Annotated in this window: 17 protein-coding genes and 1 pseudogene; 10 read left to right on the top strand and 8 right to left on the bottom strand. The window is 65.2% G+C overall.

The annotated features are described in order from the left end of the window. Nucleotides 1-81: 81 nt before the first annotated feature. Together ACGFZ3_RS15435 and ACGFZ3_RS15440 are read left to right on the top strand one after the other, a co-directional pair. Nucleotides 82-501, top strand: a complete 420-nt coding sequence (locus tag ACGFZ3_RS15435; RefSeq protein ID WP_392923009.1) for a hypothetical protein — start codon at nucleotides 82-84, stop codon at nucleotides 499-501. Nucleotides 502-565: 64 nt separating this feature from the next. Beyond that, a complete protein-coding gene (locus ACGFZ3_RS15440) occupies nucleotides 566-1,996 on the top strand; it encodes an amino acid permease (protein WP_392923011.1) in 1,431 nt (476 codons plus the stop codon). 102 nt (nucleotides 1,997-2,098) lie between these two features. Here ACGFZ3_RS15440 and ACGFZ3_RS15445 read toward each other — a convergent pair whose 3' ends face one another. After that, on the bottom strand, nucleotides 2,099-3,367 hold the full coding sequence (locus ACGFZ3_RS15445) for a dipeptidase (RefSeq protein ID WP_392923014.1): 1,269 nt from the start codon (nucleotides 3,365-3,367) through the stop codon (nucleotides 2,099-2,101). Between the two features lie 114 nt (nucleotides 3,368-3,481). Beyond that, on the bottom strand, nucleotides 3,482-4,654 hold the full coding sequence (locus ACGFZ3_RS15450) for a class I SAM-dependent rRNA methyltransferase (protein ID WP_392923017.1): 1,173 nt from the start codon (nucleotides 4,652-4,654) through the stop codon (nucleotides 3,482-3,484). A gap of 277 nt (nucleotides 4,655-4,931) precedes the next feature. Between ACGFZ3_RS15450 and ACGFZ3_RS15455 the strand changes: the two genes are divergently transcribed. Next, nucleotides 4,932-5,888, top strand: coding sequence for a TerC family protein (locus ACGFZ3_RS15455; RefSeq protein ID WP_392923021.1), 957 nt, complete (start codon nucleotides 4,932-4,934; stop codon nucleotides 5,886-5,888). A gap of 99 nt (nucleotides 5,889-5,987) precedes the next feature. Further along, nucleotides 5,988-6,758 (top strand): rhomboid family intramembrane serine protease, encoded by a 771-nt coding sequence (locus ACGFZ3_RS15460; RefSeq protein ID WP_392923024.1) that lies wholly within the window; start codon nucleotides 5,988-5,990, stop codon nucleotides 6,756-6,758. On the opposite strand, the gene ACGFZ3_RS15465 is transcribed toward ACGFZ3_RS15460, so the two are convergent. From ACGFZ3_RS15465 to rpmH, 6 genes and pseudogenes are all read right to left on the bottom strand, one after another. Continuing rightward, nucleotides 6,759-7,796, bottom strand: a complete 1,038-nt coding sequence (locus tag ACGFZ3_RS15465; RefSeq protein ID WP_392923026.1) for a glycerophosphodiester phosphodiesterase — start codon at nucleotides 7,794-7,796, stop codon at nucleotides 6,759-6,761. Between the two features lie 157 nt (nucleotides 7,797-7,953). Further along, entirely contained in the window at nucleotides 7,954-9,297 is a 1,344-nt protein-coding gene (gene mnmE / locus ACGFZ3_RS15470; RefSeq protein WP_392923028.1) for a tRNA uridine-5-carboxymethylaminomethyl(34) synthesis GTPase MnmE, read from the bottom strand. A gap of 3 nt (nucleotides 9,298-9,300) precedes the next feature. After that, nucleotides 9,301-11,977, bottom strand: a pseudogene (locus ACGFZ3_RS15475) (polysaccharide deacetylase family protein). Nucleotides 11,978-12,099: 122 nt separating this feature from the next. Continuing rightward, nucleotides 12,100-13,791: a membrane protein insertase YidC gene (gene yidC, locus ACGFZ3_RS15480; RefSeq protein WP_392923032.1), complete on the bottom strand. Its 1,692-nt coding sequence runs from the start codon at nucleotides 13,789-13,791 to the stop codon at nucleotides 12,100-12,102. Beyond that, nucleotides 13,791-14,279, bottom strand: a complete 489-nt coding sequence (rnpA, locus tag ACGFZ3_RS15485; RefSeq protein ID WP_392923035.1) for a ribonuclease P protein component — start codon at nucleotides 14,277-14,279, stop codon at nucleotides 13,791-13,793. The genes yidC and rnpA overlap by 1 nt, the downstream gene beginning before the upstream one ends. A 5-nt stretch (nucleotides 14,280-14,284) precedes the next feature. Next, nucleotides 14,285-14,425 (bottom strand): 50S ribosomal protein L34, encoded by a 141-nt coding sequence (gene rpmH, locus ACGFZ3_RS15490; protein WP_006404565.1) that lies wholly within the window; start codon nucleotides 14,423-14,425, stop codon nucleotides 14,285-14,287. Nucleotides 14,426-14,678: 253 nt separating this feature from the next. Between rpmH and dnaA the strand changes: the two genes are divergently transcribed. The 6 genes from dnaA to ACGFZ3_RS15520 all read left to right on the top strand — a co-directional run bounded on the left by dnaA (nucleotide 14,679) and on the right by ACGFZ3_RS15520 (nucleotide 23,645). After that, entirely contained in the window at nucleotides 14,679-16,013 is a 1,335-nt protein-coding gene (dnaA, locus tag ACGFZ3_RS15495) for a chromosomal replication initiator protein DnaA (protein WP_392923038.1), read from the top strand. A gap of 276 nt (nucleotides 16,014-16,289) precedes the next feature. Further along, entirely contained in the window at nucleotides 16,290-17,390 is a 1,101-nt protein-coding gene (gene dnaN / locus ACGFZ3_RS15500) for a DNA polymerase III subunit beta (RefSeq protein WP_068848019.1), read from the top strand. A 797-nt stretch (nucleotides 17,391-18,187) separates the two neighbouring features. Beyond that, nucleotides 18,188-19,285, top strand: a complete 1,098-nt coding sequence (recF, locus tag ACGFZ3_RS15505; RefSeq protein ID WP_392923041.1) for a DNA replication/repair protein RecF — start codon at nucleotides 18,188-18,190, stop codon at nucleotides 19,283-19,285. A 110-nt stretch (nucleotides 19,286-19,395) separates the two neighbouring features. Next, entirely contained in the window at nucleotides 19,396-21,855 is a 2,460-nt protein-coding gene (gyrB, locus tag ACGFZ3_RS15510) for a DNA topoisomerase (ATP-hydrolyzing) subunit B (RefSeq protein ID WP_392923044.1), read from the top strand. Nucleotides 21,856-21,929: 74 nt separating this feature from the next. Further along, entirely contained in the window at nucleotides 21,930-22,769 is an 840-nt protein-coding gene (locus ACGFZ3_RS15515) for a type II CAAX prenyl endopeptidase Rce1 family protein (protein ID WP_392923047.1), read from the top strand. Nucleotides 22,770-22,838: 69 nt separating this feature from the next. Next, nucleotides 22,839-23,645 (top strand): M48 family metallopeptidase, encoded by an 807-nt coding sequence (locus ACGFZ3_RS15520; RefSeq protein WP_392923049.1) that lies wholly within the window; start codon nucleotides 22,839-22,841, stop codon nucleotides 23,643-23,645. The last annotated feature ends 1 nt before the right edge of the window (nucleotide 23,646 follow it).

A 23,646-nucleotide genomic window follows, 5' to 3' on the forward strand; every position in this document is an offset into this window, starting at 1 on the left:
GCGCGTAATTCTTCCGGATCGCGGGCAGGTGTCCAATCGTTGCCATCACGGGCGTCCGACCCGTGGCGAGGCAATTGCGAGATGACCACCCCCGTGTACTTCGTACAGCACCTGACCGGCCACGACGAGCGCCTGCTGGCATTGAGCACCGACCGCGTCGACCTGGCGCACCCGTCGGTGCAGCGGATCGTGGCGGACCTGCAGCCGCTGGATCGCATCGAGCTACGGGGCTGCCGCTTCGATTGCGCCGCCAGCCTGTTGCTGGGGCTGCGCCGGCGCATCTGCGAAGCCGAGGCAGACGCCTGCGGCTGGCGGGTATTCGATGAACGGGGGATTCTGCGCTGCAAGAAACTCCCCGATGACACCTGCGTCATCTACCCACAGGGCGCCTGTGATGTGGCGCGCTGGGGCCCCCTGATCGCGGCAAGCCGGGTTGTGCCACATTCGTCGCCGCAGGCTGTTTCAAATGATCGTCAAGGGATTCACGACGTCCGGCAGTAGTAATGCTGCGCCGCGTTCGGTCACACTCGGAAAATTGTCGATACCCGTCACTCTGTGAGGTTCCATGTCATCGCTGCTACGGCGCAAGCCGCTCGATTCCGTCACCGTCCATGAAGCCGGCAGGAGCCTGGTTCGTACCCTCAGCTGGCCGCACCTGATCGCCATGGGCATCGGTGCCATCGTCGGCACCGGCATCTATACCCTGATCGGCGTGGGTGCCAACCTGGCCGGCCCCGCGGTGCTGATCTCCTTCGCCATCGCCGGTGCGGTCTGTGCCTGCGCGGCACTGTCCTATGCCGAACTGTCCACCATGATGCCGGCCGCCGGCAGCGCCTACACCTACAGCTACACCGCGCTGGGTGAAATCTTCGCCTGGGTGGTCGGCTGGAGCCTGATCCTGGAGTACTCGCTGGTGGTGAGCACCGTGGCGGTGGGGTGGTCGGGGTATTTCGTCGGCTTCCTTGAGTGGATACACGGCAACTTCGGCATCGACATCCGGCTGCCGTTGGCGCTCTCGGCGGGCCCGCATGTGGAAGGCGGCGTGTTCAACCTGCCGGCGGTGCTCATCACCTGGGTGGTCGCCGGGGGGCTGATGCTGGGCACCAAGGAAAGCGCCACGCTCAATGCCATCTTGGTGGTGCTGAAGATCATCGCACTGGGCGTGTTCGTCGCCGTGGCGCTGCCCGCGTTCGATTCGGCCAATCTGCACCCGTTCATGCCGCACGGCTTCGCCAAGACGCTGGGCCCGGATGGCGTGGAGCGTGGCGTGATGGCCGCGGCGGCCATCATCTTCTTCGCCTTCTACGGCTTCGATGCCATCTCCACCGCAGCCGAAGAGACCAAGAACCCGGGCCGTGACCTGTCGATCGGCATCATCGGCTCGATGGTCGGCTGCACCATCATCTACATGCTGGTGGCGCTGGCCGCCGTTGGCGCGATGAGCTACGCGGTGTTTGGCAGCAGCGCCGAACCGCTGGCCCTGATCATGCGTGAACTGGGCCAGCCCAAGGCGGCAGCGGTCATCGGGGTGGTGGCCATCATTGCGCTGCCCACCGTACTGCTGGCCTTCCTGTTTGGCCAAAGCCGCGTGTTCTTCGTCATGGGCCGCGATGGCCTGCTCCCGCGCGGCCTGTCGGCAGTGAACAAGCGCACCGGTACCCCGGTGGCCACCACGCTGTTCAGTGCCGCCGTGGTGTCGGCCTTGGCCGGCGTGGCGCGGCTGGACGAAATTGCCGCACTGGCCAATGCCGGCACGCTGGCGGCCTTCACGGCCGTGGGTATCTGCCTGGTAGTGATGCGCCGCCGTGCACCGGACGCCAAACGCACATTCCGCACGCCGATCGCCTGGTTCATCGGCCCGGCGGCCGCACTGGGCTGCATCTACCTGTTCGTCAGCCTGCCAACCAGCACCCAGCTGTACTTCCTGATCTGGAACGTGATTGGCCTGGCGGTGTATTTCCTCTACAGCCGCCGCAATGCGCTGATCGGCCGTTAAGGTATTGGGGGAGTACCGACCAACGGTACGCCCGCCGTTGGCGGGCCCCCTTCAGGCCGTCGCAAGCGACGTCAGGAACGGCGGTGCCGTTCCTTGCGGTACCTACCGCGGTAGCGCGCCACCGTTGGTGGTGCGCGCTTTCTGCTCAGCGAAGTCCTGCGCCTGCTGCAGCACACGCAGCAGGTTGCTCCCCCAGATCCCCGCGATCTGCTTCTCGGTGTAGCCCTTGCGCAACAGCCAGGCGGTGATCTTCGGCAGATCGCTCACGTCCTGCAGGTCGGTGAGCCCGCCGCCGCCGTCCCAGTCCAGCCCGATACCCACATGCTCGGGGCCGACCACGGCCAGGATGTGCTCGAAGTGGGCGAAGAAGTCGTCCAAGGTGGCCTTGCGCAGCGGCAGGCGCTGATCGATCTCGGCCAGACCCTGCTTCAGCTGCACGCCCTGAGCCATGCTCAGGTCATCGTAATCGGCGCCGATCTGCTTCATCAGCGCGTCTTCGGCCTGCGCGCGTGCCTCATTCTTGCCGGTGTCGATCAGGTAGCCGCCATAGGCGTTCACCTGGATCACCCCGCCGGCCTTGGCCAGCTGCTTCAGACGCACATCGTCCAGGTTGCGTGGGTGGTTGTAGACCGCCTTGGCGGAACTGTGTGACAACACGAACGGCACCGGCATGCGCTGGATCAGGTCGTCGAACACCGCATCGGAGGCATGCGACTGGTCAATCACGATGCCAAGACGTACCGCCTCGTCCACCAACGTCTTGCCGGCGGGGCTCAGGCCCTTCCATTCGGCGCCTTTGCTGTCGGTAGCCGAATCGGCGAACTCGTTGTTGGCGAAGTGCACCGTGCTGAGCAGGCGCAGGCCGGCCTTGTGGTAGAAGCTGAGCAGCGTGGGATCGTCGACCAGCGGACTGGCGTTCTCCATGCTGATATAGACCACACGTTTGCCAGCCGCCTTGATCCGGGCGGCGTCGGCGGCGGTCAATGCCAGCGCGAAGGTATCCGGATGCGCGGCGAGCATCTCGCGGATTTCCATCAGCCGCAGCAGGCCCGCATCGCGGTCGTGCTGCTGCGCGGCCGGGCTGCGGTCGCCCTGGTCGGTGTAGATGGCCCAGAACCCGCCATCCAGCGCGCCGTCCACCATGCGCGGAAGGTCCACCTGCGACAACGCGTTATGGTCGTGGCGTTGCTGGATGTCGAAGCCTTCACGGTGAAAGTTCGCCGGCGTGTCCAGGTGGCTGTCGAGGGTCAGCAGTTTCTTCTGCAGGGTGGCAGCGCGCGCAAGTTCCTGCGCGCTGAATTCAATGGCGTGGGCCGACAGCGGCGCGCACAGCGCCAGTGACACCAGCAGGGACAGACTGCGCAACGTCATGACGCCTCTCTTCAGATGGGAATGCGTCAGACCATAGCAAAGCGTACCGACCAACGGTCGGTACCTGCCCCGCCATTCTGCGGTAGGTGCCGACCGTTGGTCGGCACGCGAAGGTCAATCGAGCACGCGGCAGAACACGGCCTTGAGGTAGCGCGATTCCTGCACGTGGGCCATGAACGGGTGATCCGGGCCGGCGCCGGAGACCTTCAGGATCTGGATGGTGCGGCCGGAGTAGAACGCCGCGCGACGCAGCATGTCCAGGAACTGGTCCTCGGCCACCAGACCGGTGCACGAGAACGTGGCGAACAGGCCACCCGGCTTGACCACGCCCAGGGCCAGCTTGTTCATGTCCAGGTACTTCTTCAGCGCCGTGATCACCTGGTCGCGGTCGCGGGTCATCTTCGCCGGGTCCAGGATCACCACATCGAACTGCTCGCCGCGGTTGGCCGCATCGCGCAGCCACGGGAAGATGTCGGACTGCACGAAGCGCGGCCGCACGTTGTTCAGACGCGCGTTGCCCTTGGCGATGGCGATCACGTCTTCATCGATATCGATGCCCAGCACGTCCGATGCACCGCGCGCGGCGGCGTACACCGCAAAGCCACCGGTGTTGCAGCACAGGTCCAGCACGGACTTGCCTTCCACCTCCTGGCTCAGCCACTGGCGGTTCTCGCGCTGGTCGGCGAAGAAGCCGGTCTTGTGCGCACCGGCCGGGTCGGCGCGGAACTTCACGCCGTACTCGGTGATGACCGAGGCTTCGGTGGTGGTGTTGCCATGGAAGTCGAAGCTTTCCTGCTTCTGCACGTGTTCGTCGGCGAAGCTGTGGAAGCGGCAGCCCGGGAACTGCTCGCGCAGGGCCTCGTAGATCCACTCGCGGTGGCGGAACATGCCGGCGGCGAAAAACTCCACCACCACCAGGTCGCCATAGCGGTCCACCACCAGGCCAGACAGGCCGTCGCCTTCGCTGTGGACCACGCGCCAGGCATCGGAGATGGCATCCAGCTTCAGAACGTCACGGCGCAGCGACACCGCCTGGGCGATCTTCCGCGAGAACCAGCCTGCATCGACGGGGACGCGCTGGTCGGTCTCGAGGATACGCACGGCGATGCGCGAATGACCGTTGTAGAAGCCACGCCCGATCCACTCCCCATCCACGCCGACCACATCGACGATGGCGCCGGGTTTCGGGCGGACGGCGGGCTTTTCGACCAGTTTCTGGAAGATCCACGGGTGGCTGGAGCGCCAGGCGTTTTTAAGGCGGACAACGGGAGTGGGGACGGTATTCATCTCCCTATTGTAGACGGGCGCCACGGCCCGGCAGGCCGCCGATTTGACGCCAACCCATCCAACCCGCAGAATCGGCCCCAGAAGGGGAGTAGCTCCCAGACGTTGTCGCCGTCAATTCGAGCCCGCAGGCTCCGGTGCAACGGCAGTCCCACCCGGTGGGACTGCGAGCGAGACCTTCGCCGCATGGCGAAGCTCTGTCCCCGGATCCCCTCCGATCCTCCGTTGCAGATCCTCGCCGTCCGGCTTGAGGCATTTCATTCATTCAACGGACAAGCTCATGCAGACGATCGGTAATGTGTGGTTGTGGGGCGGCTTCGGCGCGGTGGTGATCATCGCGCTGCTGGTCGATCTGGTACTCATGCGACACGGCGGCCCGCACAAGGTGACCTTCAAGGAGGCCCTGTGGTGGTCGATCGGCTGGGTCGCCCTCGCCCTGGCCTTCAACGGTGGCCTCTGGTACTACCTGAGCGAAACCGCTGGCCAGGCGGTGGCCAACAAGGTGGGCCTGGAGTTCCTGACCGGTTACCTGGTCGAGAAGGCCCTGGCGGTAGACAACATCTTCGTGTTCCTGATGATCATGGGCTACTTCGCCGTGCCTGAGGAGCAACGCCAGAAGGTGCTGATCATCGGCATCCTGGGTGCGATCGTGCTGCGTACGATCATGATCTTCGCCGGCAGCGTGCTGCTCACCAAGTTTCATTGGCTGCTCTACGTATTCGGCGCGTTCCTGCTCTTCACCGGCTGGAAGATGTGGTTCTCGGCCGGCCAGGAGCCTGACCTGGAGACCAACCCGGCCCTGCGCTGGATGCGCAGGCACCTGCGCCTGCTGCCCGAGTACGCGGGCAACGCCATGAGCGTCATGCGCGATGGCAAGCGCTGGTATACCCCGCTGTTCGTGGTGCTGATCCTGATTGCCGTCACCGACGTGATCTTCGCGGTGGACAGCATCCCGGCGATCTTCGCCATCACCACCGACCCGTTCATCGTGCTCACCTCCAACGTGTTCGCGGTGCTGGGCCTGCGCGCCATGTTCTTCCTGCTGGCCGGCATGGCCGACCGCTTCCACCTGCTGCCGTACGGCCTGGCCCTGGTGCTGGCCTTCATCGGCGCCAAGATGATGCTGATCGACATCTTCAAGATCCCCACCCCGATCTCGCTGGGCGTGGTCGCGGTGATCATTGCCGCCACCGTGGTGCTGAGCCTGAAGAACCCGCCGAAGACCGGCGACGCGTAACCCCTGATCGCCGCCGGCGGGATTGTCCCGTCGGCGGCACCTCTGTCTCCCGTCGCGTTGCCCTTGTGTTCAGGCGGACGCGACGCAATCCCTTTGGGTATGAACGCCAACCTGCCCCTGCCTGCCGGCGAGCCGCCGGTCTCTCCCCGCAACGACCGTGGCCGCGTGGTGCGGGCGTTCAACCTGAGCCTGGCCTTCGTGCTGGTACTGGTGGCGGTGTTCACCGCGCAGGGCCACTTCGATTGGCGCCCCTGGGCCGTGGCCCCGCTGGAAAGCGACGGCCTGCTCGGCATCCTCGGTGCGCCGGTGCTGCATGGCTCGGTCCAGCATCTGGCCGCCAATAGCTTCGCTCTATTGATTCTTGGCACTTTGGCAGGGAGCGTCTATCCAAAGGCGACCCTGCGGGCCTTCCCGCTGCTGTGGATCGGTTCCGGGCTGGGCGCATGGCTGCTGGGCGATATCGGCAGCCGCCACCTGGGCGCCAGCGGCATCACCCACGGCCTGATGTTCCTGGTATTCGTGCTGGGCCTGCTGCGCCGCGACCGCCCGGCCATTGCCGCCGGCCTGATCGCCTTCCTGTTCTACGGCAGCATGCTGATCACCATCCTCCCGCATGAGCCGGGTGTGTCCTGGCAGTCGCACATGGGTGGCGCCTTCGCCGGCATCATCAGCGCGCTGCTGTTCCGTCTGTCCGACCCGATGGCGCCGCGCAAGCGCTACAGCTGGGAAGAGGAAGACGAGGACGCGCTGGACGCCCAGCGCGACAGCGACCTCGAACCACCCTCCCCGCACCGCGTGCCGGTGCTGTGGCAGCCGCGCGAAGGGCAGGATTTCGTCGTGTTGCCGTTCCGTCGGCCCGACGAACGTTGATCAATTGTTCCCGTCCACCGCACGCCGGCCCAATGCCGGGTCATCGGTGAAGAACGCATCGATGCCGGTGGCCAGGTAGGCGCGCATCTCCGCCACCGACCCTTCGGGATTGCGCGCATTGGGCTCGCCCTTGCGGAATTCGGCGGCCATGAAGGCATTCTCCGGGCGGAACGTATACGGCACCACCATCAGCCCGACCGCGTGCGCATCGCGCACCAGTGAGGTGGGAGGGCCGAGGCGACCGTTGGCATCCAGCGGAATCACCAGGCGCAGGCTCGGCCCGATCCCATCGGCGTAGCCGGCGATCTGGTCCAGCCCGGCCGGGGTGATCATGTCCACGTAGTGCTGGCTGCCCTTGGCGGCCAGCACATCGCCCGGCTGCTGCTTGGGGTCGCCGAGCAGCTGCAGCAGGCGGATGTTGCTGTCCCGCCCAAGCTTGGTGCGCAGGTAGCGCAGGTTGCCTACTTCGAACGACTGGATCGTCACCGGCGCCACGCGGGTGTACGGATTGGCCTGCAGCGTCTTCACCAGCAGGTCTTCCATCGGCAGGCCAATGCCATTGAAGTAGGTGCCGTGCTTGATCTCCGGCACCAGCCCGATCCCGCGCCCGGCGCGACCGGCCTGCTGCACCAGGAAGGTGATGATCTCGTCCAGCGTGGCAATGCGGAACTGGCCATCGAAGGCGGTGCTGCGCAGCTGCGGCAGGCGCTCTCGGGCGTACAGCGTCTTCAGCTCGGCCAGGGTGAAGTCTTCGGTGAACCAGCCTTCGACGCGTTCGCCATCGATGGTCTTGGTTGTCTTGCGGTCGGCGAACTCGGGGTGGGTGGCCACGTCGGTGGTGCCACTGATCTCGTTCTCGTGCCTCGACACCAGCACCCCGTCCCTGGTCATCACCAGGTCCGGCTCGATGTAGTCGGCGCCGTCGGCAATGGCCTGCGCGTAGGCGGCCAGGGTGTGTTCGGGCAGCAGGGCGCTGGCGCCGCGATGGCCGTACACCGCCGCCTTGCGCGGCGCGGGTGGGGAAGATTCAGCGCTCATGGCCACCGATGGTGCCACGGCCAGTGAGAACAGCAACGCACAACCCCACAACGACTTCGACACTGCAAACCCCTGTTGGTGCCGCCCCGCCGATGCGGCGGGGCCGGATAAGACGTGGCGCATTCTGCCAGTGCGGTGTTACAGCCGGAAGAAGACCTTACTTCCCGATACAGAAGCTCGAGAAGATCCGCCCCAGCAGGTCATCGGCACTCATCCGCCCGGTGATCTCGCCCAGCGCTTCGTGCGCCAGGCGCAGCTCTTCGGCGGCCAACTCCAGGTGTTCATGCACCAGCTCGGCTTCGGCGCGCTCGGCGTGGCCGATGGCCAGGGTGATCGCGTCCACGTGGCGGGCGCGGGCCGAGAACTCGCCCTCCACGCTGTCACCGGCGCTGCCGCTGGCCAGCTCGCGAAGGCGGGTGTGCAGGCGGTCCAGGCCCTGGCCGGTGGCGGCCGAAACGTGCACGACGTTGGCGTCGATGTCGGCCGGCAGCGCCTCCAGCAGGTCGCTCTTGTTGTGGATCCAGAGCTGCAGCGGCACCTCGGCGATGGCGTCGGCCACGGCGGCGTGGCCGGCCTGCGGGTCGCGCGCGTCGAGCACGATGATGGCCAGGTCGGTGCGCTGCATCTCCGCGCGCGCACGGCGCATGCCTTCGCGTTCGATGGCGTCGCCGCCATCGCGCAGGCCCGCGGTGTCGACCAGGGTCAACTCCAGTCCATCAATGCGGATGGTTTCGCGCAGGGTGTCGCGGGTGGTACCGGCAATGTCGGTAACGATGGCGCGCTCACTGCCGGCCAGCGCGTTGAGCAGCGAGCTCTTGCCTGCGTTGGGCGGCCCGACCAGCACGGCGTGCAGGCCATCGCGCAGGCGGCGGCCGCGTTCGGCATCGTCGCGCAGGGTCACCAGCGCGCGCAGCACCTCGCCCAGGCCCAGCCGCACCTGCTCACCGCCCAGCGTATCCAGCGGCTCGTCGGCGAAGTCGATCGCCGCTTCGACATGGATGCGCAGCCGCACCAGCTGCTCGCCGGCCTCGTCCACGCGGCGCGAGAACACGCCGTCCAGTGAACGGCGCGCGGCGCGCGCGGCACGGGTGTCGCTGGCCGCGATCAGGTCGGCGATGGCTTCGGCCTGGGCCAGATCGAGTTTGCCGTTGAGGAAGGCGCGCTCGCTGAACTCGCCGGGCCGCGCCTGTCGCGCGCCCAGCGCGATGCAGCGACCGACCAGCTGCTGCAATACCACCGGGCTGCCGTGGCCCTGCAGCTCCACCACGTCTTCGCCGGTGAAACTGCGCGGATTCGGGAAGTAAAGGGCGATGCCGTCATCCAGCACCTCGCCGGCGGCATCCCGGAAGCGCGCGTAGTGCGCGTGCCGCGGCTGCAGTTGCGGGCAGCCCAGATCCACGGCGATGCGCAGCGCCTGCGGACCGGACACCCGCAGCATGCCCACGCCGCCGGCACCGGGCGCGGTGGCGATGGCAACGATGGTGTCGGTAGCGGCGTTCATGGCTCAGAGCTTCTCCAGCTGCGCACGGGCCTGGGCAGCGCCGCTGCCCTGTGGCTGCAGCGCCAGGTAGGTGGTGTAGGCCTGCTTGGCCTTGGTCTTGTCGCCGGCGTGGAAGTACGCATCGCCCAGGTTGAGGTGGGCCACCGCACGCGACGGGTCGATCTTCAGCGTGTTTTCCAGCCAGCGCGCCGCTTCAGCGTAACGCTGCTGGCGGTAGTAGACGAAGCCGAGGTTGTTGGCCGCCTGGGCGAAGTCCGGGCGCAGCTTCAGTGCTTCGGTGAACTGGGCGGCGGCCGCGTCGTAGCGCTTCTCGCGATAAAGCTGCAGACCACGGTCGTTGGCCTGCTGCGCGCGCTGGCGGTCGGAGGTTGGCACGGCCGCAGGCACCACCAGCGTGCTCTTGCCGCCTTGCAGGTCGGCCACGGTCACCGGTCCCTCGCCGGGCGGCTTGGCATCCTGCGCCGCATCCACCCGGTTGTTGAGCGCGATCGCGTCCGGCGAGAGTTGGCTGGTATCGGCATTGAGGTATTCCTGGCTGTCGGGCACCTCGAACACGAACTCGCCGCCCTCCGAACCCGGCAGGCTGCCGAACGCCGGGGTCTGCCGCGATACCGCCGACACCGCCGGTGCGACGTAGGCCGCCAGTTCGGTACCGGTGATCAGGCCATCACCGTTGAGGTCGCCCTTGCCTGCCAGCGCCTGCAGCAGCACCCAGGTGAACACCGAATGGCCATTGGGGCCGCTGTCGGCCACCTGCTGATCGCTGCCACCGGCAGTGAGCATCTGCCGCGCGCTGCGCCTGGCGTTCTCGCGCAGGAATGCCGACGATGACGGACCGCCCCGGGTCAGGCCCAGGCCGCTATAGCAGGCGTCCATGACGAACATCACGTGCTTGCTGCATGCTTTCGGCAATGTTCTGGATGTCGGTCATCGCGATGGCATCGGTGGCGAACTCGTTCGGGTCCGAATCCACCGGAATGATGTAGCCCAAGTCGCGGCCCGACGCCAACCGCCGCGTCGCGCCATGGCCAGCGTAGAACACGAACACGCGGTCGTTGCGGCCGGTGCGGCTGTCGGCCAAGCGGTCGTGGAAGGCGGCCAGGATGTTGTTGCGGGTAGCCTGTCCATCCTTCAGCACGATCACCTGCGAGGACGGAAACTTGAACTGCCCCGTCAACGTATCGGCGATGGCCTGCGCATCATGGCTGGCGTACTCCAGCCGCGGCCACTTGGCGTACTCGTCGATGCCGATCACGATGGCCCACGACTTTTCGTAGCCGGTGGTGACGGTGGCGTCGCTGGCGGCAGCGCTGCGCGGCCGGCTGACGGTGAACTCGCGGCCATTCCAGCCGGCGAACTGGTAGCCCTCGGCAATCAGGCGGTCCAGGATCTGCGGCAATGCCTTCACCGCGCGGTCGTGGATGTCGTGGAACAGGATGATGCCGCGCTGCTCCTTCTGCACCTGCCCCAGCACGCGCTGCACGATCGATTCGGGCACCGGGTCGGCCCAGTCCATCGAATCGATGTTCCACATGATCGACTTCAGGCCCGCTTCGTTGAGCAGCTGCAGGCCTTCGGCGTTGCGCGCACCATAGGGGAAGCGGAACAGCGGCGCGCGGCGCTTGTCCACGTCCTTGAGCAGCGTGTCCGTTGCAAGCACCTGCTGGCGCAGTGCCTCGCCGGTGGTGCGCGACAGTTGCGCGTGGGTCAGGCTGTGGTTGCCCACCGCGTAGCCCTGTTCCATCAGGTTGCGACTGATGCCGGCCATCGGGCCCAGTTTCACGCTGCCATCGGCATGCACTTCGCCCAGGTTGCGGCCCACTTCGAAGAACACGCCGGGTACGTCGTAACGCTTGAGGATGGCCACCACTTCGTCGGTGTAGGCCTTGTGCGGGCCATCGTCGAAGGTGAGCACCACCGTCCTGGGCGGCAGGTCGCGGCCGAAGATCTCGCGGTCGCTGTCCTTCATCGACATCGGATAAGGCTCGATCACGCCGTAATCGCGCAGGATCGCCTCGCGGCTGTACTGCTTGTGCAGGTGGGCCAGGTAGTCGTCCCACTTCTCGCGCTTGAGGGTGATCGCGCGGGTGCGGTCGAAGCGGCTGAAGATGTTGGTGATTTCCTGGTTGTAGTTGCGCTCGATCTCATCGAGCGCGTCCAGGTCCTCGCCCACGCGCTGGTGCAGCTTGACCGCCGGGAGCGAGGAATCGGTGCCGATGCGCGCGTGCAGGTCACGCAGTACTTCGCGGAATGCCAGGCGGTCGGCGTCGTACAGCTCCGGCGCGGATTCAATGTAGTCCAGCACCGTGCCCAGGGTGGCAAAGCGCTGCGGGCTGCTCCCGCGCAGCAGTGTATCGAACTGGGTCGCGATGGACTGGCGCTGGTCCAGCCCGTCGTGGAACAGCTGCTGGCCGATACGGCTGGAGCTGTCGCGATCGCGCGCGGACTGCTGTGCTTCGTCGGCCAGCAGCACGATGATGCGGCGGTGGCCGTCCAGTTGCTTCTGCAACGCGGTGAGCAGCGGCGCGGCCGCGGGGTCGGCGGAGGCTGCGGCCTGCGCGCTGGGTTGCGGCGGGGTCGGCGTTGCCGGGGCGGCGGGGTCGTTGTTGCCGCAGCTGGCAACGGCCAGGGTCAGCAGCAGCAGGGACGGCAGGCGGAACAACGACGACGCGCGGGGCATGGGGGGCTCGGTGGGTGGTGCGGGGGGTGTGGTGTCGGCGATTGTATCGCTGGCAAAGAAAAACCCGCCGGGTGGCGGGTTTCTCTTCGACAGCCAGACGACCAACGGTCGTCTGCTACCGGTTATTTTTTGGCGGTGGCCGGGACCGGGTCGCCGCCGTGGCGCTTGGTCATCCACCACTGCTGCAGCAGGCCCAGGCCGCCGTTGACCACCCAGTACAGGACCAGGCCGGACGGCATGAAGGCCATCATGACGCCGAAGATCAGCGGCATCATCTGCATCATCTTGGCCTGCATCGGGTCCATGCCCGGGGCCGGGGTCAGCTTCTGGGTGGCCCACATCACCGCCACGTTGATCACCGGCAGGATGAAGTACGGATCGCGTGCGGTCAGGTCCTGGATCCAGCCCAGCCACGGGGCCTGGCGCAATTCCACCGATTCCACCAGCACCCAGTACAGCGCGAAGAAGATCGGCATCTGGATGAGGATCGGCAGACAGCCGCCCATCGGATTGATCTTTTCCTTCTTGTACAGCTCCATCATCGCGGTCTGGAACTTCTGGCGGTCATCGCCATAGCGTTCCTTCAACTGCTGGATACGCGGCTGGAAGCGGCGCATCTTGGCACCGCTCTTGTACTGCACTGCCGACAACGGATACAGCACCAGCTTCAGCAGCACCACCAGGCCGACGATGGCCCAGCCCCAGTTGTTGACGACCTTGTGGACCTGGTTCAACACCCAGAACAGACCCTGGCCGATCACGGCCATGATCGAGAAGCGGCTGTAATCGACAACGCGATCCAGGCCCGGCACATCTTCCTTGGCGATCTGATTGACCAGCTTCGGGCCCACCCACAGGCGTGCCTCGCTGCTCACCTGCTGGCCCGGGGCCACGGTGAACGCCGGGCCGGTGGCCTGGATCTGGTCGCGGCCATCATGCTGGGACAACGAATAGTTCGCGGCCTGGTCTTTCTGCGGCACCCACGCAGTGAAGAAGTGGTGCTGCAGCATCGCCACCCAGCCGCCGGTGACCTGCTGGTTGAGCGGGCCATCGTCCAGATAATCCTTGAAGGCACGGCGCTGGTACTTGCCGTCCTTGTCGAACCAGGTCGCGCCGTTGAAGCTGAACGAGTCCGGGTTGGTCATGCTGCGCGACAGGATCGTCGGCGTGCGGTCCAGGGTGCGGTACACGTAGCCGCTCCACGGGGTGGTGCCGGCGTTGATCACTTCGTCCTTGACCTTGACCGCGTATTCATTGCGGTTGACGGTGAAGGTACGGCGGATGCTCACGCCGTTCGGGCCATTCCACACGAACGGGATCTGGAGTTCATTCTGGCCCTTGGCCAGTACGAAGTCCTTGGCATCGCCCACCAGCGTGAAGCCATTGGCTTCCGGCACCGGCATGCTCTTGTCCTGGCTGGTCCAGCCGGTCACGGCGCGGTACGGGTGGGCGGGGTCTTCGGTCAGCAGGCGGACCGGCGGGCTGCCGTCGTCCTTGGTCTGCGGGAACTGGAGCAGCTCCGCATCCAGCACGGTGCCACCATCAAGCACCAGGCGCAGCACGTCGGTGGTGACGGTCACGCGCGGCGCGCCGGCCTTGGCCTGCGCGGTCGGCTGGGTAGCCGGGGCGCTGCCCGGAGCCTGCGGCACGCTGGCAGCGGGCACCGAGCCCGTTGCACCCGGCACCGGTGCCTGGGTCTGGGCGGCCACCGGGGCGCTTGGTGCCGGCTGGGCCTTGTCGCTACCCCACTGCATCCACAGCAGGATGGCTACCATCAGCCAGGCAACAATCAGGAAAACGCGGGTCTGGTTCATCAGCGTGCAGGCTCGACGGGGCCGGCAACAGGTGCCGGCTCGGACTGGGAAAGGGGTGCAACCCCGGGCGGCGGCATTGTGCCGTCCGCGCCCGGCATGGGCAATGCGCCCAGCCGGCGCAGCAGGCGCTCAAAGGCCTGGCGGATCTCGGAATTGCTTGCGGTACGAGCGGAACTACGGGCAACGACGACGTAATCGCCGGCAGCCATCCACGGCCGTAGGTGACGTGTGGCGTCGCGCAGCACACGCTTGATACGGTTGCGACCCACGGCTCGGGGGTCGACTTTTCGCGAAACGGCAAGACCCAGCCTGGCCGGCGTGTCGCTCTTCAGCCAGTGCAGGGTCATCAGCGGTTCGGACACACGGCGGGCGCCGTTGAAGACCGTTGTATATTCGGCACGCGTACGAACCCGCGCAGAGCGAGGAAATCGCTTGCGCGGGTCGGAACTGCTCACAGTCAGGATTGCGTCTGCCGCGGGAAGCGGCATTGCAATCAAGCGCTCAGGACTTTACGGCCCTTGGCGCGGCGACGCGACAGGATCTTGCGGCCGTCAGCGGTCTTCATACGGGCACGGAAGCCATGGTCGCGCTTACGCTTGAGGTTGCTGGGTTGGAAAGTGCGCTTGGTGGCCATGCGGGCCTCTATATGAAGGGGACGGAAAGAACCGGAAATTCTATAGACCTACCCCGGGGCGCGTCAAGCCTGTGTCACTACGGGATTTCACCGGCCTGTGCAATAGCTGTGGATCATTTTGTGAATAACTTCGGGACAAGCATTCCCGGCACCCCGCGTCGGTGGTAGTCTGCGCCATCCATTCTTTCCCCTTCCGGCCTGCGGCACGGCGAGTTTCTGCGCCCCAACCGCTGGCCCCAGACGATTATTGCCGATGGATGCCTGGTCCCGTTGTCTCGAACGCCTTGAGGCGGAGTTCCCGCCCGAAGATGTTCACACCTGGTTGAAGCCGCTGCAGGCCGATCTGCGCGCGGACAGCCTGGTGCTTTATGCACCGAACGCCTTCATCGTCGACCAGGTCCGCGAGCTGTACCTGGCCCGGATCAAGGAATTGCTGGCGCACTTCGCCGGTTTTGGCGACGTTTTTCTTGAAATCGGCTCGCGACCGCGGCCCGTGGAGGCGCAGATCGCGCCGATTCCGGGCCATGCTGCGCCCGTTGCGCCGGTCGAGCCGCTGGTGCCGTTCGCCGGCAACCTGGATTCGCACTACACCTTCACCAACTTCGTGGAAGGCCGCAGCAACCAGCTTGGCCTGGCCGCGGCATTCCAGGCGGCGCAGAAACCGGGCGACCGGGCGCACAACCCGCTGTTGCTGTACGGCGGCACGGGCCTGGGCAAGACCCACCTGATGTTCGCCGCCGGCAACGCCATGCGCCAGGCCAACCCGGCCGCCAAGGTGCTGTACCTGCGCTCGGAACAGTTCTTCAGCGCCATGATCCGTGCGTTGCAGGAAAAGACCATGGATCAGTTCAAGCGCCAGTTCCAGCAGGTGGACGCGCTGCTGATCGATGACATCCAGTTCTTTGCCGGCAAGGATCGAACCCAGGAAGAGTTCTTCCACACGTTCAACGCCCTGTTCGACGGCAAGCAGCAGATCATCCTCACCTGTGACCGGTACCCCCGCGAAGTCGAAGGGCTGGAAGCGCGCCTGAAGTCGCGGCTTGCCTGGGGCCTGTCGGTCGCCATCGAGCCACCGGACTTCGAGACGCGCGCGGCGATCGTGTTGGCCAAGGCCCGCGAACGCGGTGCTGAGATTCCCGACGATGTGGCGTTTCTGATTGCCAAGAAGATGCGCTCCAATGTTCGCGACCTCGAAGGTGCGCTCAATACGCTGACCGCCCGTGCCAACTTCACCGGCCGTGCGATCACCACCGACTTCGCCCAGGAAACCCTGCGCGACCTGCTGCGTGCCCAGCAGCAGGCCATCAGCATTCCCAACATCCAGAAAACCGTGGCCGACTACTACGGGCTGCAGATCAAGGATCTGCTGTCCAAGCGTCGGACCCGTTCGCTTGCCCGTCCGCGACAGGTCGCCATGGCCCTGACCAAGGAACTGACCGAGCACAGCCTGCCTGAAATCGGCGATGCCTTTGCGGGTCGTGACCACACCACGGTGCTGCATGCGTGCCGTCAGATCCGGACGTTGATGGAAACCGACGGCAAGTTGCGGGAAGACTGGGACAAGCTGATCCGGAAGTTGAGCGAATGATGCATGCACGCCGCATAGGCGTCATCGCATAAAACGGTGCAAAATCCGGGTGTAAGCGAGGGACAGGCTGTGGATAAAAAACACGTTTGAGTTGGCGGAATTTTTATCCACAGGCTTCCCCACCCCTTGGGGGGTAGTAGTGCAGAGGGTTTCGAGGCCTTAAAAGCCTTAATTTACAAATACTTAGATGTGTTTTCCCGCAATTCTGGCTCTACCATCACCACCAAGCTTTTGATTTATTCCACATCTTTTTAAAGCATAGGGGCACGGAACCACATGCGTTTCACACTGCAGCGCGAAGCCTTTCTCAAGCCGTTGGCACAAGTCGTCAACGTGGTCGAACGCCGCCAGACCTTGCCGGTTCTGGCTAATTTCCTGGTCCAGGTCCAGAACGGGCAGCTGTCGCTGACCGGTACCGACCTGGAAGTGGAGATGGTGTCGCGGATCGCGGTGGACGATGCCCAGGACGGCGAGACCACCATCCCGGCACGCAAACTGTTCGAGATCATCCGCGCCCTGCCCGACGGCAGCCGGATCACCGTCTCGCAGACCGGTGACAAGATCACCGTGCAGGCCGGCCGCAGCCGCTTCACCCTGGCAACGCTCCCGGCCAACGACTTCCCGTCGGTGGACGAGGTGGAAGCGACCGAACGCGTCGCTATTGGCGAAGCCACTCTGAAGGAACTGATCGAACGCACTGCGTTCGCGATGGCCCAGCAGGACGTGCGCTACTACCTCAACGGCCTGCTGTTCGACCTGCGCGGCGATGCGCTGCGCACCGTCGCCACTGACGGCCACCGCCTGGCGCTCTGCGAGACCGACCTGGAAAAGGCCAGTGGCGCCAAGCGCCAGATCATCGTGCCGCGCAAAGGCGTGACCGAGCTGCAGCGACTGCTGGAAAGCGGTGACCGCGAGATCGAGCTGGAAGTCGGCCGCAGCCACGTGCGCGTCAAGCGTGACGATGTGACCTTCACCTCCAAGTTGATCGACGGCCGTTTCCCGGATTACGAGGCTGTGATTCCGATCGGCGCTGATCGCGAAGTGAAGGTTGATCGCGAAGCCCTGCGTGCATCGCTGCAGCGTGCTGCGATTCTGTCCAACGAGAAGTACCGCGGCATTCGCGTGGAGGTCTCGCCGGGCAACCTGAAGATCAGCGCGCACAACCCGGAGCAGGAAGAAGCGCAGGAAGAGATCGAAGCGGATACCACTGTCAGCGATCTGGCCATTGGCTTCAATGTGAATTACCTGCTGGACGCTTTGTCCGCGCTGCGCGATGAACATGTGGTCATCCAGCTGCGCGACTCCAACTCATCGGCGTTGGTGCGCGAAGCCAGCAGCGAGAAGTCGCGTCACGTGGTGATGCCGCTGCGTCTCTGACCGAGGCTTGGTTCCACGTGGAACCGTGGTTACCAGGAAGCCCGGCCAAGTGCCGGGTTTCTTTTTGCGCAAGCGTTCCACGTGGATCCTCCGACGAACTACGCGTGTAGAGCCACGCCCTGTGTGGCTGCTTGTGATCTTGCTTCTTGGCTCTGCGGTTGCACAAGCCGATCGTCTTCGTGGCAGGGATTGGTCGGATTGCACGGCAAGAGCAGCCACGCAGGGCGTCGCTCTACGGGGTTCGCAGAATGCGTTGGTTTGCTGCCTGATTCCCAGCTCTAAGCTTTTAAAAACTGTATATAAATCTAAAGCTAGGTGGTGGTGGTAGCGGCAGATTTGGTTGAAAAGTAGCTTATCTCATTGAATTAAAAGAGGAATCAGGTGCTGAAACCCCCGGTAAAACCCGGTCTGAGCCTGGGGTTCAACCTGTGGATATCTTTCAGGGGTAACCACGGTCTCTTTTTTATCCACAGATTGCACAGAGATTGTGCATAAGTCTTACAGACCCCCCTGTGGACAGCGGGAAATCCAACCGGTCAATCTCGCGAGATCTGAGAACCCCTACCCGCCCCGCCCGTCAGATTTCAAAGAATCGAGCGGGTCACCGCATCGGCCCGCGTGGCCTCCCATTCCGAAAGCGCGCTAATTCCTTGAAATCTGCGTGGCTGCACCCCTGGTGCTTTCGCAGATTTCAAAGAATTTACGGTGTCTCACAGGTGCGGCGAAATCACCCCGATGCAGTAAGCTGATCGATTCCCCCAACCCATCTGCCGCATCTGCGGCCCAGATCCGATCGCATGTACATCCGTCGTCTGTTCCTGCACCAGGTTCGCCGCTTCGACAGCGTGGAACTGGCCCCGCAACCGGGGATCAACCTGATCACGGGCGACAATGGCGCGGGCAAGACCAGCGTGCTTGAGGCCCTGCATGTGATGGCGTATGGACGCAGTTTCCGCGGTCGCGTGCGCGATGGGCTGGTACGCCAAGGCCAGGAGGCGCTGGATGTGTTCGTTGAATGGGACGAACAGCGGTCAGGTGCGGAATCCGCCACCCGTCGCAAGGCCGGACTGCGCCACAGCGGGCAGGAATGGAAGGGCCGGCTGGATGGAGAGGATGTTGCCCAACTGGGAAACCTCTGCGCTGCCTTGGCGGTGGTGACCTTTGAGCCGGGCAGCCACGCGCTGGTGAGCGGCGGCGGCGAACCACGCCGCCGCTTCCTGGATTGGGGGTTGTTCCACGTGGAACCAGACTTCCTTGCCCTTTGGCGCCGCTATTCGCGGGCCCTGAAGCAGCGCAATGCATTGCTCAAGCAAGGCGGGCACCCGAATGCGCTGGATGCGTGGGACCGCGAGCTGGCAGAAGCCGGTGAGCCGCTCACCACCCGTCGCCAGCATTATCTAGACCGCCTCCAGGACAGAACCATCGGGCTGGCGCAGGATCTGGCCCCGAATCTGGGCATCCAGTCGCTGACCCTGAGTCCGGGCTGGCGCAAACACGAACTATCGCTCTCAGACGCCCTGCTTCTGGCCCGCGAACGGGATCGGTTGGCAGGCTACACCTCGGTGGGTCCGCACCGGGCCGACTGGAGCGTGGGATTCGCCACGATTCCCGGCCGCGACGCCCTGTCACGCGGCCAAGCCAAGCTCACCGCCCTCACCTGCCTGTTGGCCCAGGCGGAGGATTACGCCGAACAGCGCGGCGAATGGCCGGTGATCGCGCTGGATGACCTCGCGTCGGAGCTTGATCGCACCCATCAGGCGCGGGTACTGGATCGACTACGCGCGGGGCCCGCGCAGATCTTCATCACCGCCACCGAACCCCCCGCCGCGCTGCAGGACCGCACCGATATCACCCGGTTCCACGTGGAACATGGCCAAGTCCAGCTTGTGCCATAGTGCCGGCAGGGGCGGAACCGCCCGGCTGGTATAATTGCTGTTGCAACCCCTTATCCATCGGCGCCCCGCTTCCTGCGGCGGCCCGAACTGCGGAGCCTATGGCAAGCGCAATGACTGAAGAACAGAACACTCCGGCACCTACCGGCAATTACGACGCCAACAGCATCACCGCCCTGGAAGGCCTGGAGGCGGTCCGCAAGCGGCCCGGCATGTACATCGGCGACGTCCATGACGGCACCGGTCTGCACCACATGGTGTTCGAAGTCGTCGACAACTCCATCGACGAAGCGCTGGCAGGCCACGCTGATCACGTCGCGGTGACGATCCATGCCGACGGCTCTGTGTCGGTGTCCGACAACGGCCGCGGCATCCCCACCGGCAAGCACGCGCAGATGAGCCAGAAGCTCGGCCGCGAAGTCTCTGCTGCCGAAGTGGTCATGACCGTGCTGCACGCCGGCGGCAAGTTCGACGACAACAGCTACAAGGTTTCCGGCGGCCTGCACGGCGTCGGCGTCAGCGTGGTCAACGCGTTGTCGCAGAAGCTCACCCTGGACATTTTCCAGAGCGGGTTCCACTTTCACCAGGAATACGCCGATGGTGCAGCTGTCAGCCCGCTGGCGCAGGTGGAAGCCAGCAGCAAGCGCGGTACCACGCTTCGCTTCTGGCCGTCGGTCACCGCGTTCCACGATAACGTCGAGTTCCACTACGAGATCCTGGCACGCCGCCTGCGCGAACTCTCGTTCCTGAACTCAGGCGTCAAAATCGTTCTGGTCGATGAGCGTGGCGATGGCCGCCGCGACGATTTCCATTACGAAGGCGGCATCCGCAGCTTCGTGGAGCATCTGGCGCAGCTGAAGACTCCCCTGCACCCGAACGTCATTTCGGTTACCGGCGAATCCAACGGCATTACCGTCGAGGTGGCGCTGCAGTGGACCGATTCCTACCAGGAAACGATGTACTGCTTCACCAACAACATCCCGCAGAAGGACGGCGGTACCCACCTTGCCGGCTTCCGCGGCGCGCTTACCCGCGTGCTCAACAACTACATCGAGCAGAACGGCATCGCCAAACAGGCCAAGATCAACCTGACCGGTGATGACATGCGCGAAGGCATGATCGCCGTGCTGTCGGTGAAGGTGCCTGACCCCAGCTTCTCCAGCCAGACCAAGGAAAAGCTGGTCAGCTCGGATGTGCGCCCGGCCGTGGAAAGCGCATTCGGTCAGCGCCTGGAAGAATTCCTGCAGGAAAACCCGAACGAAGCCAAAGCCATCGCCGGCAAGATCGTCGACGCTGCCCGTGCCCGTGAAGCAGCGCGCAAGGCGCGCGACCTGACCCGCCGCAAGGGCGCGCTGGATATCGCCGGCCTGCCCGGCAAGCTCGCCGACTGCCAGGAAAAAGACCCGGCCTTGTCCGAACTGTTCATCGTCGAGGGTGACTCCGCGGGCGGTTCGGCCAAGCAGGGGCGCAACCGCAAGAACCAGGCGGTGCTGCCGCTGCGCGGCAAGATCCTCAACGTGGAACGTGCCCGCTTCGATCGCATGCTGGCCTCTGACCAGGTCGGTACGCTGATCACCGCGCTGGGCACCGGCATCGGCCGCGACGAGTACAACCCGGACAAGCTGCGCTACCACCGCATCATCATCATGACCGACGCCGACGTAGACGGCGCGCACATCCGCACCCTGCTGCTGACGTTCTTCTACCGACAGATGCCGGAGCTGATCGAGCGTGGCCATGTCTACATCGGCCTGCCGCCGCTGTACAAGATCAAGCAGGGCAAGCAGGAGCTCTACCTGAAGGACGACCCTGCGCTGGATGCGTACCTGGCGAGCAATGCGGTGGAAAATGCCTCGTTGATTCCGGCCGAGAACGAACCGGCCATCGAAGGCGTCGCGCTGGAAAAGCTGCTGCTGGCCTACGCTTCGGCGCAGGAAGCGATCGGCCGCAATGCCCATCGCTACGATCGCCAGGTGCTTGAAGCCCTGGTCGATTTCACCCCGATGGACCTGGAGCACCTGCGCAGGGCCGGCGCCGACGAAGGCCTGGCCGCACTGGCCAAGCGCCTCAACCAGGGCAGCCTGGGTTCGCCGCGCTTCAGCCTGGAATTGCAGGAACCCACCGAAGAGCGTCCGGCCGCGCTGCTGGTCACCCGTCGCCACATGGGCGAACAGCTGATCCAGGTGCTGCCGCTGTCGGCCTTCGAGACCGGCGAACTGCGTGCGCTGCACCAGTCCTCACTGCTGCTGCACGGCCTCGTGCGCGAGGGGGCCAAGATCGTACGCGGCGCCAAGTCGTCGGAGATCGGCAGTTTCGCCGATGCCCGCAACTGGCTGCTGGACGAGGCCAAGAAGGGCCGCCAGATCCAGCGCTTCAAGGGCCTGGGCGAAATGAACCCGGAACAGTTGTGGGACACCACCGTGAACCCCGACACGCGCCGGCTGCTGCAGGTGCGCATCGAGGACGCCGTGGCGGCCGACCAGATCTTCAGCACCCTGATGGGAGACGTGGTGGAGCCGCGCCGCGATTTCATCGAAGACAACGCGCTGCGGGTCGCCAACCTGGATATCTGACACAATCGGCTCAGGGCCGGCCGGTTGCGACCTGCAATCCGGCCCGGCCACCGCCTATTGCTGCCAGGAACCCGATGTCCGCCACCGTCCCGGCGTCCACCACGCCTCCGCTGCCGCCCGCCCTGCCCAAGGCGCCCCAACGGAAACCCGCTTCGCCCGTTGCGGGATTCCTGATCGATCTGGGTATCGCCACCCTCGCCCTGCTTGGGCTCAGCATGGCCAGCGGCCTGCTCTGGGGTCTTTACCGGGCCGTGATCGTGGTCCGCGACACCGGCGCGCAGGCCGCCGAAGCGCTTGCCCAGCAGGTGGGCCAACCCGGCGCGCTCGCACAGATTCTGATGGCCGTGTTCGCCACTGGCGGCGCTGCCGTATTCCTGTATTTCCTCCGGCGCCGCGCCGACGCGGCCGAACGCCGCGCCTCGTTCGAGGCTGCCCTGCGGCCCTCGACATGGGGCTGGACCGCGGTGGTTGCCGTGGCCGTGATCATCGGCAGCAACGGCATCGCATGGCTGGCGCGCCAGGCCGGCATCGAACCGGTACCCACCAACCTTGCCCTGATGGAACAGGCGTTGGCCCGCTTCCCATGGTTCCTGGCCCTGTTCGCCATCGTGCTGGCCCCGGCCTACGAAGAACTGCTGTTCCGCCGCGTACTGTTCGGCCGCCTGTGGCAGGCCGGTCGCCCGTGGCTGGGCATGCTGCTCAGCAGCCTGGCGTTCGCGCTGGTCCACGAAGTGCCTGGGACCAGCGCCAACGGCCCCTGGGAAATTGCCCAGTTGTGGCTGGTGTACGGCGGCATGGGCGCTGCGTTCGCGTGGCTGTACCAGCGCACCGGCACCTTGTGGGCACCGATCGTGGCGCATGCGTTGAACAATGCCATTGCCCTGGCCGCACTGGTGTTCCTGGGGTTGCACTAACCCTGCCGGTTTGACAAAACCTTACATTCCGCCCGCCACACTGCAGATATGAACACGGGAGTCCCCGCCTTGAAACCCTTGCTGCTCGGACTTGTCATCACCTTGGCGCTCAGCGCCTGTGCCACCACCACCTCGCCCACCGGGCGCAAGCAGATGGTGGGCGGCGTCTCGCAGGCCGAGCTGGACCAGCTCGGCGCACAGGCGTTTGCCGAAACCAAGAAGAAGCAGAAGATCAGCAGCGACGGCCGTCAGAACGGTTACGTGCAGTGCGTGGTCAATGCGCTGGTGGCCCAGCTGCCGCCGCAGTACCGTGGCGTACGGTGGGAGACCGCCGTGTTCGTCGACGCCGAACCGAATGCCTTCGCGTTGCCCGGTGGCAAGGTCGGGGTGAACACCGGCATCTTTACCGTGGCCAAGAACCAGGACCAGCTGGCCGCCGTGATCGGGCATGAGATCGGTCATGTCATTTCGCGCCACCACGAAGAGCGTCTCACCCGCCAGATGGGCGCCCAGACCGGCCTGGCCGTGCTTGGCGCGCTGGCCGGCGCGGCGTACGGCGAGGGCGCGGCCAGCACGGTCAACCAGCTCGGCGGTGCCGGCGCGCAGGCAGCCTTCCTGTTGCCCGGGTCGCGTACCCAGGAAAGCGAAGCCGACGTGGTCGGTCAGCGGCTGATGGCCGAGGCGGGCTTCGACCCGGCCCAGGCCGTCAACCTGTGGCAGAACATGATGGCCGCCAGCGGTGGGCGTTCCCCGCAGTGGCTGTCCACCCACCCCGATCCAGCCAACCGGATCCGGGAGCTGCAACGCGACGCCCCCGCACTCACCGGTGTATTCCAGCAGGCCCAAGCCGCTGGACGGCGCCCGAAGTGTGGGTGAT

Source organism: Stenotrophomonas sp. NPDC047960 (assembly GCF_043204395.1).
In the GTDB taxonomy this organism is placed as follows: Bacteria; Pseudomonadota; Gammaproteobacteria; order Xanthomonadales; family Xanthomonadaceae; genus Stenotrophomonas.

Bases quoted from the DNA above. Each gene is read 5' to 3' on its own strand.
- rnpA (WP_392923035.1), bottom strand. From the start codon at position 14,279: ATGCCGCTTCCCGCGGCAGACGCAATCCTGACTGTGAGCAGTTCCGAC.
- ACGFZ3_RS15465 (WP_392923026.1), bottom strand. From the start codon at position 7,796: ATGAGCGCTGAATCTTCCCCACCCGCGCCGCGCAAGGCGGCGGTGTAC.
- recF (WP_392923041.1), top strand. From the start codon at position 18,188: ATGTACATCCGTCGTCTGTTCCTGCACCAGGTTCGCCGCTTCGACAGC.
- yidC (WP_392923032.1), bottom strand. From the start codon at position 13,791: ATGAACCAGACCCGCGTTTTCCTGATTGTTGCCTGGCTGATGGTAGCC.
- ACGFZ3_RS15440 (WP_392923011.1), top strand. From the start codon at position 566: ATGTCATCGCTGCTACGGCGCAAGCCGCTCGATTCCGTCACCGTCCAT.
- ACGFZ3_RS15445 (WP_392923014.1), bottom strand. From the start codon at position 3,367: ATGACGTTGCGCAGTCTGTCCCTGCTGGTGTCACTGGCGCTGTGCGCG.
- ACGFZ3_RS15455 (WP_392923021.1), top strand. From the start codon at position 4,932: ATGCAGACGATCGGTAATGTGTGGTTGTGGGGCGGCTTCGGCGCGGTG.
- gyrB (WP_392923044.1), top strand. From the start codon at position 19,396: ATGACTGAAGAACAGAACACTCCGGCACCTACCGGCAATTACGACGCC.
- ACGFZ3_RS15435 (WP_392923009.1), top strand. From the start codon at position 82: ATGACCACCCCCGTGTACTTCGTACAGCACCTGACCGGCCACGACGAG.
- dnaA (WP_392923038.1), top strand. From the start codon at position 14,679: ATGGATGCCTGGTCCCGTTGTCTCGAACGCCTTGAGGCGGAGTTCCCG.
- ACGFZ3_RS15515 (WP_392923047.1), top strand. From the start codon at position 21,930: ATGTCCGCCACCGTCCCGGCGTCCACCACGCCTCCGCTGCCGCCCGCC.
- ACGFZ3_RS15460 (WP_392923024.1), top strand. From the start codon at position 5,988: ATGAACGCCAACCTGCCCCTGCCTGCCGGCGAGCCGCCGGTCTCTCCC.
- ACGFZ3_RS15450 (WP_392923017.1), bottom strand. From the start codon at position 4,654: ATGAATACCGTCCCCACTCCCGTTGTCCGCCTTAAAAACGCCTGGCGC.
- dnaN (WP_068848019.1), top strand. From the start codon at position 16,290: ATGCGTTTCACACTGCAGCGCGAAGCCTTTCTCAAGCCGTTGGCACAA.
- mnmE (WP_392923028.1), bottom strand. From the start codon at position 9,297: ATGAACGCCGCTACCGACACCATCGTTGCCATCGCCACCGCGCCCGGT.
- rpmH (WP_006404565.1), bottom strand. From the start codon at position 14,425: ATGGCCACCAAGCGCACTTTCCAACCCAGCAACCTCAAGCGTAAGCGC.